The organism is Myroides odoratimimus (assembly GCF_001485415.1).
Taxonomy (GTDB): domain Bacteria; phylum Bacteroidota; class Bacteroidia; order Flavobacteriales; family Flavobacteriaceae; genus Flavobacterium; species Flavobacterium odoratimimum.
Map to the genome: position 1 here is coordinate 223,230 of NZ_BCMQ01000005.1, position 12,548 is coordinate 235,777.

Consider the following 12,548-nt stretch of genomic DNA (forward strand, 5'->3'; position numbering starts at 1 on the left):
TTTTGAAGAATATGAACTTGAAGAATTTTTCACTATATATAGTGTTTACGCTGTTTTCAATAGCATCATTCGCTCAGACGAATCTATTGAATGCAAAATCTGCTGCTGATATTGGTATTATGCCAATCTCGGAGATTCTAATCAAAGCAGAAGGACCAATACCTTACGGACACGTTCGTGAGAAAGATATCTTATTCGGTATTAAAGTATGGGAGAATATTTCATTAGCTGAGAAAGCGAATGAGATGTATCTATATCCTATTGATGAGTATTCATCTGAAGGAAGAAAACCTCTGTTCCAAGTTTTAATCGATGGTATTAAATCTGGAGAGATTACTGAAGTGTATGATAATAGTGATTTTAAAAATCAACGTACATTAAAAGATATTCAAGACTCTTTCGTGAGAGTTGATACTACAGATGCTGGTATCGAATATTACAATGCTGGAGAAGCTATTCCTGAGGAATATATTCAGAAAGTAGAGTTAAGACCTTCTGATGTTAAAGAGTATCACATCATGGGTATGTGGTATTTCGATAGAAATGAAGGACAGTTAAAATATAGATTATTAGGTATTGCTCCAGTAGTAGCAGACTTGTATACTAAAGGATCAGCTAACGAGAACTATGTAGAGTTATTCTGGATATTCTTTGCTGATGCTCGTAATACATTGTTCCAAAACTATGCATTCAATGCTAAGAACCCACTTAATCCTATCAACTTTGACCATTTGTTAAACTCGAGAAGATTCAGTGCTACTATTTATAAAGCAGATAACCAATACGGTAATCGTAAAATTGATGATTACATCAAGAGTAATGATTTAAAACGTTTATTTGAGGCAGAAAGAATTAAAGAATTGATTCGAAACCTTGAAGATGATATGTGGAATTACTAATTTTGTAGTTTCTAATTTATTAAGCTCTTATCTATTAGAATAGATAAGAGCTTTTTTAATGGCTTTAAGTATGGTAGATTATATTGTAGTAGGTACGGGTTTGGCAGGAATCTGTTTTACAGAAAAACTAGCTAGTGAAGGAAAGACCTTTGTGGTGATAGACAATGAGAAGCGCTCATCTTCACTAATGGCCGGTGGTATGTATAACCCTGTTGTATTAAAGCGTTTCACGGATGTGTGGAAAGTAGGAGAACAATTAGATATTGCTTTGCCTTTTTATGCAGCATTAGAAAGAAAGTTAGGAGAGAAGTTTATCTTTGAAATGCCTTTGTACAGAAGATTGTTATCTGTTGAGGAGCAGAATAATTGGTTCCATGCAGCTGATAAACCTAATTTAGAAAAGTATTTATCGCCTAAGTTAGTTCGTAATGAAATTAATGGAGTGAAGTCTCCTTTTGGTTTTGGTGAAGTGAATTATACAGGTTATGTCGAAACTAAAACCTTGATTAAGGCTTATAGAGCTTATTTGAACGAAATCAAGAGTTATAGACAAGAGGATTTTGATTACGATTGTTTAAGTTATACAGAGGATGAAGTTAGCTATAAGGATATAGTGGCTAAGCATATTGTTTTTGCAGAAGGTTTTGGGATGTTACAGAATCCATTCTTTAAAGATTTGCCTTTAGATGGTACTAAAGGTGAGGTGCTTTTGGTGAAGATTCCAAATCTTAATATAGATATTATATTGAAGGCAAATGTATTTTTAATCCCAGTAGGTAATGATCTATATAAAGTAGGTGCTACTTATGATTGGGAAGATAAAACAGATACGACTACAGAAGAAGGGTTAAGAGAGTTATTAGAAGGATTGAGAGATGTTGTTGACTTAGACTTTGAAGTAGTAGCTCATAATGCTGGTGTGCGTCCTACTGTAAAAGATCGTCGTCCATTGTTAGGAAGAAGTAGAGAGTCTGCGAGAATCCATGTGTTGAATGGATTGGGAACTAGAGGGGTGTTATTAGGCCCTTTCTTAGCAGAGAAATTATATAATAATATAGAAAAGGCTATGGAGCTAGAGGAGAATATCTCTATTCATAGATATAAGAAGTTTAAATTTTAGTACAATCTAAGTATGTTAAATATACACAATCTATCAGTTTCTTTTTCTGGTGAGTATTTATTTGAGAATGTGACATTCCGCATCGGTGCAGGTGACCGTGTGGGGTTAGTTGGGAAGAATGGAGCTGGTAAGTCCACTATGTTGAAATTATTATCAGGAGATTTAGAGCCTGATACTGGAAGTATGGCTGTTGAAAAAGACCTCCGTATCGGATTCTTAAGACAGGATATTGATTTTATACCTGGTAGGACTGTACTAGACGAAGCTTATCAAGCTTTCGTAGAAATCAAGAAGGTAGAAGCAGATCTTGAAAAGGTTAATATTGAATTAAATGAACGTACAGACTATGAGTCTGAAAGTTATAGTGAGTTAATCGAAAAGTTAAGTGATTTGACGCACCGCTTTGAGATTATCGGAGGATATAATTATGTTGGTAACACAGAACGTATCTTATTAGGACTTGGTTTTAAACGTGAGGATTTTAATAATCAGACAGATACTTTCTCTGGAGGATGGCGTATGCGTATCGAGCTAGCGAAATTGTTATTACAAGATAACGATTTGTTACTTCTGGATGAGCCAACGAACCACTTGGATATCGAGAGTATCATTTGGTTAGAACAATTCTTAAAGTCGTATGCTGGTGCAGTAGTGATTATTTCGCACGATAAGATGTTCTTAGACAACGTAACGAATCGTACGATAGAAATATCACTAGGGAAGATATATGACTTTAATAAGCCTTATTCACAGTGTTTAGTATTGCGTGAAGAGCTTCGTGAGATGCAGTTAGCTTCTCAAAAGAATCAGGCGAAGAAGATTGAGGAGACAGAGAAACTTATCGAGAAGTTTAGATATAAAGCGACGAAGGCTTCTATGGCACAATCTCTTATCAAGAAATTGGATAAAGTAGAGCGTATCGAAGTAGATGAGGATGATAATGCGGTGATGAATATCTCTTTCCCTGTGAGTATAGATCCAGGTAAAGTAGTTTTGGAAATTGATAAAGTAACGAAGCGTTATGGTGATAAAGTGATCTTTAAAGATATTGATCTTTTAATTGAACGTGGTACTAAGGTAGCCTTTGTAGGACAGAATGGTCAAGGTAAATCTACGTTGATCAAAGCTATAATGGAGGAGTTTGAATACGAGGGTACTATTAAGCTAGGACACAATGTTCAATTAGGATACTTCGCTCAGAATCAGGCAGACTACTTAGATGGTGAGAAAACGGTATTAGACACAATGTTAGACGCGGCTACTGATAGTAATCGTGTGAAAGTACGTGATATGCTAGGGTCTTTCTTATTTAGAGGGGACGATGTTGAGAAGAAGGTGAAAGTACTGTCAGGAGGAGAGCGTAACAGACTTGCGTTGTGTAAAATGTTACTTCTTCCTATCAACGTATTGCTGATGGATGAGCCGACGAACCACTTGGATATTAAGTCTAAAAACGTATTGAAGAAAGCTCTAGAGAACTTTAAGGGAACTTTACTGTTAGTATCTCACGACCGTGACTTTTTACAAGGGTTAACGCAGTTGGTTTATGAGTTTAAGGATCAGAAGATAAAACAATACTTAGGTGATATCAATTACTTCTTAGAAGAGCGCAATGCACAGAATATGCGTGAAATCGAGAAAGTAACTGTTGCTCCAGTAGCTAAAGCAGTAGTGGTGGAGGAGAAAAAAGCACCTGCTTTATCTTATGAAGAACAAAAGAAGCAAAAGACACTTCAAAATAGATTGAGCAAGATTGAGAATGAAATAGCTGAACTTGAAAAAAAGGTAGCTAAGGATGATGAACGTCTAGCTGTGGACTATGAAAAACTAATGGCTGACTCTAATTTCTTTAGTGACTATGAGAAGAAAAAGAATAAGATTGATGATTTGATGATTGAGTGGGAAGAAATCCACGAACAATTACAATAGATAATAAAAAAGGGATTACATTAAGTAATCCCTTTTTTTATAAAATAGGCGTAATAAAGTTATATTATTTCAAGAAAAAACCACTTCAAGTGATTGAAGTGGCTTTTACTTAGTAGCGGGAACAGGACTCGAACCTGTGACCTTCGGGTTATGAGCCCGACGAGCTGCCTACTGCTCTATCCCGCGCTATTGTGGTACAAATGTACAACCAATATTCGGGTTGACAAAATCAGACAATTGAGTAAAACAGTGTTTATTGGCTTTAATGTTAAATGTTTTTCACTGCTAGGAGTCTTTTTTACTTAATTATTATTGATAATATATTTTATAGAAGTAATATTACTAGAAGGTTATATTCTTTTTAAGAAAGTTGTTTGATAGGTGTGTAAGTGTTAATTAAAAAAGAGGTGATTCATTTATTTTGTGAATATTTTAGTATTTTTGACTGTGTTAGTCAGGGTAATAATAGTACTTATTCTGTTTCTGAGACTTATTATGAATTAATACTTCCCTATTATATGAAGAATATTGAGAAAACATTTCAAATTATTAGTTACCTACAGTACCCTTTTCTATTAATAGCTTTATTCTATAGCTTTAAACCGATCTATGATAGAATAGCTTTCGGTAATATGGATACTTATTTATCGTGTATGAATAATGCATTGATGTTTATAGGAATTGGGGTCAGCTTTTCGGCATTGCAGGATTCGACCAAGACGCAGAATAATTTCTCTAAACGTATATGGCAGGACAAGAAGAAAGGTGTAATAGCCTTATATATTATAACGCTAATGGCTGTACTTTCTTTTATTGGAGGTGGAGTAGGATACTATTTTGCTGTTTCTAGTGTTTTAGAAGAGATAGCAGTTGGTTTACTTGTACTAGGTATTGGTTTGCTTGGATTGCTAAGTGTTGCCATAAATATGTATAAGTACCAACAGAGTATCATCAAATAAAAAAGCCACTTCGTTAGAAATGGCTTTTACTTAGTAGCGGGAACAGGACTCGAACCTGTGACCTTCGGGTTATGAGCCCGACGAGCTGCCTACTGCTCTATCCCGCGTTATTGTGGTGCAAATATAGAACGAATATTTGGGACTCACAAATGAGTCCCTAAAATAATTCGCTCTTTTTTACTTTTATTTTGATTGTAAGCCTTGTGTATACTCAGAATGAGCTGATTCTAAAGCCTCAATGTCATTGTTAAATAGGTGTTTAAGGAGATGATTTAGTTTTTCTTCTGGCCAATCATAAATTTTTAAATCCAATAACTTTTTTATTATTTCTTCTGAGAAACGCTGTTTTATTGGTTTTGCAGGGTTACCAGCTACGATAGTATACGGTTCGACATCCTTTATAACGACAGCACCCGAGGCGATAATAGCTCCTTCACCTATAGTGATGCCTGGCATGATCATAGATCGCATACCTAACCATGCGCCATCGCCTATCGTAGTGTCTCCTTTTGCCTGATACGCTTCTTGTATCACATCTAGATAAGGATATAGACTAAACCAATCTGTGCGATGCGTATTATTCCCTCCCATTAAGATAACGACTTCCGCCGCTATACAGACATGAGATCCTATGTATAACTGATCTATATGCCATAGTGGTTCCCAGGCTTGTAGACTGTATTCATCACCATATAGGTAACGTACTACACTATCTTCAAAGCTGTCCGTCCAGGCATTGCTGTAATAACTTGTTGTTCCCTTGATATGTATATTAGGATTCTTGACTGTTTCGTGTAGGTATTCTACTTTAGACCAATGTTTTTTGTTCTCATCTATCATTTGTTCTCTTCTATTTTTAAGTATATAACCTTAGATAGGCTAATTGTTTATCTATATTTCAAAAGCTAAATATATATAAAGTGTTGTTATAAATAATATTTAATTTTTCCTATGTCATTGATATAAGCTACCTTTGCTACCGAAAAAATTAAATAATATGACGCATAAAGCTGGTTACGTTAACATTATTGGTAATCCAAATGTAGGTAAATCAACACTAATGAATGCTTTAGTAGGAGAGAGATTGTCTATCATCACTTCTAAAGCACAGACTACTAGACATAGAATATTAGGAATCGTAAATGGAGATGATTATCAGATCGTTTTCTCAGATACTCCTGGTATTATTAAGCCTGCATACGAATTACAAGAATCAATGATGGACTTCGTTAAATCTGCTTTTGAGGATGCGGACGTATTGATTTATATGGTAGAGATAGGGGAGAGAGAGTTAAAAGACGAAGCGTTCTTCGCTAGAATTAACAACTCTAAAGTACCTGTAATGTTGCTTCTAAATAAGATAGACAAATCTAATCAAGAACAACTAGAAGAACAAGTAACCCTATGGAGTGAGAAGGTTCCTAATGCTGAGATATTCCCAATATCTGCTTTAGAGAAGTTTAATACGCAGGCTGTATATGATCGTATCATAGAACTATTGCCAGTATCTCCACCGTATTTCCCTAAAGATGCCCTAACAGATAAGTCAGAACGTTTCTTCGTGAACGAGATTATACGTGAGAAGATTTTGCTTAACTATGATAAGGAGGTGCCTTATGCTGTAGAGGTAGAGACAGAGGAGTTTAAAGAAGAAGAGAATATCATTCGTATCAAAGCTGTTATTATGGTAGAGCGTGATAGTCAGAAGGGGATTATCATCGGACATAAAGGTGCTGCTTTAAAGAAAGTAGGGATAACAGCTAGAGAAGAGATGGAACAATTCTTTATGAAGAAAGTTCACTTAGAACTATTCGTAAAGGTGAATAAAGATTGGAGATCGAGCGACTATCAACTACGTCGTTTTGGATATAATCAAAAGAAATAAGGAATAATAAAATAATCATTAAAATATCGCATTGAAATACTAACTTTGCGACATATTTAAAATATTTATGAGTAGTATAGTAGCCATAGTTGGTAGACCAAACGTAGGGAAGTCAACTTTTTTTAATCGATTGATTCAAAGAAGAGATGCCATCGTAGATTCGGTTAGTGGAGTGACACGTGATAGAAACTACGGCAAGTCAGAGTGGAATGGAAGAGAGTTCTCAGTGATTGACACTGGAGGATATATAAAAGGATCTGACGATGTTTTTGAAGGTGAGATTAGACGTCAAGTATCTTTAGCTATTGAAGAGTGTGATGTAGTAATATTTGTAGTAGATGTAGAAGAGGGTATTACACCTATGGATGCTGAAGTAGCTCGTTTATTGCGCAAGGAGACTAAACCTGTATTCGTAGCTGTAAATAAAGTGGACAGCTCGAAGCGTATGGATGATACATTCGAGTTCTATAACCTAGGTTTAGGAGAGATATACCCTATCGCAGGGATGAGTGGAAGTGGTACTGGAGATCTATTAGATGCTGTAGTAGCTGCATTGCCAGAAGAAGAAGTAAGAGAGACAGAAGAAGAAGAGTTACCACGTTTTTGTGTTGTAGGTCGTCCTAATGCTGGTAAATCTAGTTTTATCAATGCACTTATTGGTGAAGATCGTTATATCGTTACAGATATTGCTGGTACTACACGTGATGCTATTGATACGCGTTTTACACAGTTTGGTTTTGACTTTAACTTAGTGGATACTGCGGGTATCCGTAGAAAATCAAAAGTAAAAGAAGACTTAGAGTTCTACTCAGTGATGAGATCTGTGAGAGCTATCGAGCACAGTGATGTATGTATCCTTATGGTAGATGCTACACGCGGGTTCGAAGGACAGGATCAGAATATATTCTGGTTAGCAGAGAAGAATAGAAAAGGGGTTGTTATCCTTGTAAACAAATGGGATTTAGTAGAGAAAGATACTATGACTACTAAACAGTTTGAAGATAGAATCCGTCAAGAGATCGCGCCATTTACAGATGTGCCTATTATCTTTACCTCTACAGTGACTAAACAGCGTTTATTAAAAGCGTTAGAGACTGCTGTGGAAGTATATGAAAATAGAAAAGCAAGAATTTCGACTTCTAAATTTAATGAAGCGATGTTGCCTATCGTAGAGAATACGCCACCTCCTGCAATTAAAGGAAAATATATCAAGATAAAATACTGTATGCAATTGCCTACAGCTACACCTCAATTCGTATTTTTTGCTAACTTGCCACAATATATCAAAGACCCTTACAAACGATATATTGAGAATAAGTTAAGAGAAATGTACAACTTCAGTGGTGTGCCTATCGATATTTATTTCCGTCAGAAATAGTAAGTAATATATTCTATATATACTAGCGGTCTTTGTGTAATAACATTGACCGCTTTTTTTATGAGAAACTTATTGACGTTACTACTATTAATCTCCTGTGTGAATATGTACTCACAGAGTACTGTGAATATTACTGGGACAGTAGTAGATAGTTTAAAACAGCCGATAGAAGCGGTGACGGTATACCTATCGAAAGAGAAAGACTCTACGCTAGTGGAGTACACCATGACGGATGTCAAAGGTAACTTTAAGCTTGCCTTCAGTAAGCTATCTGATCCTTCAGTGCTCAAGCTTTCTATGGTAGGGTACCAAGATTACGCTAAGAAGTTTGAAAAAGGGGTACAAGAAAATATAGACCTTAAAACACTTATCCTTAAAGAATATGGCAATCAGCTAGACGAAGTGCTGATTGTGGCAGATGCTCCACCTATTCGAATGAAGAAAGATACTTTAGAGTTTAACGCTGCTTCGTTTAAGGTAAGACCTGATGCTAATCTTGAAGAGCTTTTAAAGAATCTACCAGGAGTGCAACTAGATGAAAATAAAAAGATCACGGTCAATGGTAAGCCTGTCAATGAAATCTTAGTCAATGGTAAACCTTTCTTTAACGAAGATGGTGCAGTAGCGCTAGAGAACTTACCTGCTGAGATTATCCAGAAAGTACAAGTCACTGAAAAAAAGACTAAGAAAGAAAAATTCACAGGTGAACGCAGTAGAACAGATGATGCGAGTATCAATATCACGATAGACGAGGATAAGAATAAAGGGCACTTTGGACGAGTATCAGGCGGATATGGAACAGATGAGCACTATGAAGCAGGAATGTTCTTAAACACCTTTAATAAGCGTAGAAAGATTAGTCTGATCGGATCTGCTAATAATATTAACGCTGTTGGGTTCTCTATGGACAAGGTGTTTGATAATATGCGTACAGGGCGCTCTAGAGGAGGGCTTACAGAGTCGCGTATGTTAGGATTAAACTTTGTAGAAGATGTATCCGATAAGCTCAAGGTTAATGGTAGTTACGATTATAACTTTGCAGAGACAGAACAAGCTAATAAGTCATCTAGTACTAAGTTTTTGCCTTCAGGGCAGTTTAGCACAGATTCTAATTCTTCTTCCCTAGGAGGGAATGAAGGGCATAGGGGGAATGTATCTGTAGACTATATGGGAGAGAAAGACGCTTTCTATTTTAGCCCTCATTTTAGTACAGATCACACCTATTCGACTAGTGAGAGCAATCAAGTATCTTATGATGAGCATGGAGAAAAACTGAATAGTAGCAATGCTCACTCATCATCTAGAGGAAACTCAGATAGTTTTAGTTCATCTGCACAGTATACACGCAAGTTTAAAAAAGAGGGACAATATCTAAGTATAGGTTTTAATAATAGCAATAGGAGTGCTACAAATAATGCATTGAGCGAATCTCTGACGCAGTTTTTTCAATCAGATACAGAAGACGATTGGCGTAGACAGTACAGAAAGAATTATACGACTACGGATAGTTATGGTATATCTGTAGAATTCACACAGCCGATTACAGATTCATTAAGAGTATCTATAGGTGTGGACTGGAGTAGAAATCAGAGCATTAACGATCTGCAAGTGTTTAACTATAATGAGACAGAGCAGGGGTATACTGATGTCAATGTACTAGAGACAAATAGATATACGGATATTGGGAATAAGGTGTCTCCTTATGTAAACTTTGCGTTGAATAAGAATAAGTACAATATTAATATTTCGACGAGGACTCAGATCGTTAAGAATACAGCTACTGCTCTTTATAATGCGAAGTGGTATAGTCTAGATAAACACTACATCGACCCGAATATTAATGCTATGATTAATTATAGACTGACGAAGGATAAGAGTCTATTCGGTATCTATCGATATAATGTGAATTATCAAAGTGCAAGCCAATTACTAGATATCACAGATATCTCTAACCCATTAACGACTACGATCGGTAACCCGGATCTGAAGCCTACTGGGCAGCATAACGTTAATCTTAGCTACCGTTCGTATGACTTTCAGACTCGTGCTGGATATAGTATTTCGGCTAATGCAGGAATATTTGATAATAGTATAGTAGGATCTGTAATCTATGATGAGGATAAGAAGGCTATCTCTACGTATAAGAATATACAAGGGAACTACCAATGGGGAGTTACAGCTGACTGGTTTAAGAATAGTAAGTGGGGAGAGCATGCGCTGAGATACGGTATTATGTTTAGATATAATCAGACCATTAATAATGGGTATATAGACGGAGAGACCTATACCGCTAGAGGGAATACGATGGGACCACGTGTGTATCTAACCTATGATTACGGAGAATGGGTGTCTATAAAACCATCATATAACTATAATTATAATAGAACGAGTTATACTAATTTCTCTGTAGATAAGGCTTCTAACTTTACACATAGATTTAATATACAGACAACAACGTATTGGCCGAAGAAGGTTACATTTGGTAACGACTTTGCTTATAATTATAATTCACAGATTGCTAAAGGCTTTAAGAAAGATTTCTATATGTGGAATATTAGTCTAGCGTATGATTTCTATAAAGACAAATTCAGTGCTAAGGTGAAAGTGTATGATGTATTAAATCAGAATACTAGTAGTACACGTACCATCGACCCAATGCAGATAGTGGATTCTGAGAGTTTGGTACTGAAGCGATATGTGATGTTCTCATTGACTTATAAGCTTAATGAGTTCGCAGGAACTAAAAAAGGAGGGAATAGAGGAAGAGGAGGAGTCTCTAGACCGATGCGTGTGATGAGGTATTAAAAAAAGGACTTAAGTAAAATACAAGAAAATATAGTAAAGGCAAGTCGAGTATAGCTAGAATAGGAGTTATACTCGATTTGCCTTTTTGACTTGTGCGGTTTGACTCCGTAGTGAGTCCGTTATGTGTCCGTACTGACTCCGTAGTATCAAGAGAAATAACGGAGTCAGTATGAAGGTGTAAAATAGTTGTGTTGTAAAGACAGCGAGCGAGAGTGCATAAAAAAAGCAGGCAATGTAGAAGCGACTAGCACTAACTATATTACCTGCTTATATGTTTAGAATGACGTATGTCTACCAGCTACCGCTAGATCCTCCTCCGGAGAACCCACCGCCGCCAAAGCCTCCACCGAAGCCTCCGCCACCGCCTCCACTTCCGAAGCCACCACCGCCACCGAAGCTTCCGCCGCCTCCGCCACCACGGCCAAGACTGCTTAATACAAGGATGTCTAGTAAGCTACTTCCAAAGTCACGTGAGCGATGATTACCTCCGCCTCTTCCATTGTTATCTTTCTTACCGAATACGATAGTCAGTACGATGATCAGTATAATGATTCCTAAACACGCTAGACCACCGATGCTATTATCACCATCTGTTCTAACGGTCTTGTCTGCCTTATATGTACCCGTCAATAGCTGGAAGATGGCATCTGTCCCTTTGTCTAATCCTGCGTAATAATCATTGCGCTTAAACTCTGGGATAATGATATTACGGATAATCTCTCCTCCTTGTCCGGCTGTGATAAGGTGTTCTACTCCATAACCAGGGTAGATACCGATCTGACGTTCTTTTGCCGCCATAAGGATTACGATACCATTGTCCTTTCCTTTCTGTCCGATGCCCCATTCTTGTCCCCATTTAGGTCCTAGTATACCAATGTTTTCTCCTTTTAGAGATGGAATGGTAATTAGGACTATCTGAGTAGAAGTAGAATCACTATAAGCAATGAGTTTGCGCTCTAGCTGCTTCATTTGATTCGCTTCTAATATGGTAGCATAGTCGTATACAGAAGTTTGGAAAGAGGGTTTCTTAGGGACGTCTAATTGAGCATAAGTTACCTGTGATAATAATAGAATTATAATCAGGGTTATGAAATGATATGCTTTTAGTAATAGCTTGATCATTGATTTATGCTTTTGAAATTTCGTTTGATAATTCGTTTTTATTTTCTTCAAGTGAAGGGAAGTGTACTTTTAGTTGACTTCCTGCTTTTAGGATCCCGTAGACTAATCCTTCTTTGAACAGACCTTGTCTGAAGTGATTAATCACTAGTTCTTTGGTTCCTTCCCAGAAGTTATCTGATCTAACTTTATGATCTATTCCCTGATCACCCAGTATCACGAATGCTTTAGAGTTAATACAGATGTAAAACAGTACACCATTTCTAGCAGCTGTCTTATCTATGCCTAATTCAAAGAAGACCTCCTGAGCTCTTTCAAAAGGATCTTTCTTAGAAGTCGTTTCGATATGTACTCTAATCTCTCCAGAAGTATTCTTTTCTGCTTGAGTTATAGCAAGAACAATTTCTTCTTCATCCGTTTTGGTTAAAAACTCTCTTAGTCTATCCATTTTATA

10 protein-coding genes and 2 tRNA genes are annotated in these 12,548 nt (G+C 36.6%); 7 read left to right on the top strand and 5 right to left on the bottom strand.

From position 1 onward, the window contains the following. Positions 1-11: 11 nt before the first annotated feature. From porN to MODO_RS07035, 3 genes are read left to right on the top strand one after another with little or no spacing between them, the layout of a single operon-like run. Positions 12-899: a type IX secretion system ring subunit PorN/GldN gene (gene porN, locus MODO_RS07025; protein ID WP_006259648.1), complete on the top strand. Its 888-nt coding sequence runs from the start codon at positions 12-14 to the stop codon at positions 897-899. 58 nt (positions 900-957) lie between these two features. Further along, a complete protein-coding gene (locus tag MODO_RS07030) occupies positions 958-2,019 on the top strand; it encodes an NAD(P)/FAD-dependent oxidoreductase (RefSeq protein ID WP_006259647.1) in 1,062 nt (353 codons plus the stop codon). 12 nt (positions 2,020-2,031) lie between these two features. Further along, complete coding sequence (locus MODO_RS07035) at positions 2,032-3,948, top strand: ABC-F family ATP-binding cassette domain-containing protein (RefSeq protein WP_006259646.1); 1,917 nt, start codon at positions 2,032-2,034, stop codon at positions 3,946-3,948. A gap of 113 nt (positions 3,949-4,061) precedes the next feature. Here MODO_RS07035 and MODO_RS07040 read toward each other — a convergent pair. Beyond that, a tRNA-Met gene (locus MODO_RS07040) sits at positions 4,062-4,134 on the bottom strand. A gap of 221 nt (positions 4,135-4,355) precedes the next feature. Between MODO_RS07040 and MODO_RS07045 the strand changes: the two genes are divergently transcribed. After that, positions 4,356-4,907, top strand: coding sequence for a hypothetical protein (locus MODO_RS07045; protein ID WP_235811657.1), 552 nt, complete (start codon positions 4,356-4,358; stop codon positions 4,905-4,907). A 34-nt stretch (positions 4,908-4,941) separates the two neighbouring features. Here MODO_RS07045 and MODO_RS07050 read toward each other — a convergent pair. After that, positions 4,942-5,014, bottom strand: a tRNA-Met gene (locus MODO_RS07050). Between the two features lie 76 nt (positions 5,015-5,090). Then, positions 5,091-5,747, bottom strand: coding sequence for a CatB-related O-acetyltransferase (locus MODO_RS07055; RefSeq protein ID WP_006259645.1), 657 nt, complete (start codon positions 5,745-5,747; stop codon positions 5,091-5,093). 157 nt (positions 5,748-5,904) lie between these two features. Between MODO_RS07055 and era the strand changes: the two genes are divergently transcribed. The 3 genes from era (at position 5,905) to MODO_RS07070 (ending at position 10,975) form a co-directional block, all read left to right on the top strand. Further along, a complete protein-coding gene (gene era, locus MODO_RS07060) occupies positions 5,905-6,792 on the top strand; it encodes a GTPase Era (RefSeq protein WP_006259644.1) in 888 nt (295 codons plus the stop codon). A gap of 67 nt (positions 6,793-6,859) precedes the next feature. After that, positions 6,860-8,170: a ribosome biogenesis GTPase Der gene (der, locus tag MODO_RS07065; RefSeq protein ID WP_006259643.1), complete on the top strand. Its 1,311-nt coding sequence runs from the start codon at positions 6,860-6,862 to the stop codon at positions 8,168-8,170. Positions 8,171-8,275: 105 nt separating this feature from the next. Further along, positions 8,276-10,975, top strand: coding sequence for a TonB-dependent receptor (locus tag MODO_RS07070; protein WP_006259642.1), 2,700 nt, complete (start codon positions 8,276-8,278; stop codon positions 10,973-10,975). Positions 10,976-11,266: 291 nt separating this feature from the next. Here MODO_RS07070 and MODO_RS07075 read toward each other — a convergent pair whose 3' ends face one another. Together MODO_RS07075 and MODO_RS07080 are read right to left on the bottom strand one after the other, a co-directional pair. Next, positions 11,267-12,097 carry a TPM domain-containing protein gene (locus MODO_RS07075; protein ID WP_006259641.1) on the bottom strand — a complete coding sequence of 277 codons (831 nt, stop codon included), beginning with the start codon at positions 12,095-12,097 and terminating at the stop codon, positions 11,267-11,269. A 4-nt stretch (positions 12,098-12,101) separates the two neighbouring features. Next, complete coding sequence (locus MODO_RS07080) at positions 12,102-12,542, bottom strand: TPM domain-containing protein (protein WP_006259640.1); 441 nt, start codon at positions 12,540-12,542, stop codon at positions 12,102-12,104. Between the last annotated feature and the right edge of the window lie 6 nt (positions 12,543-12,548).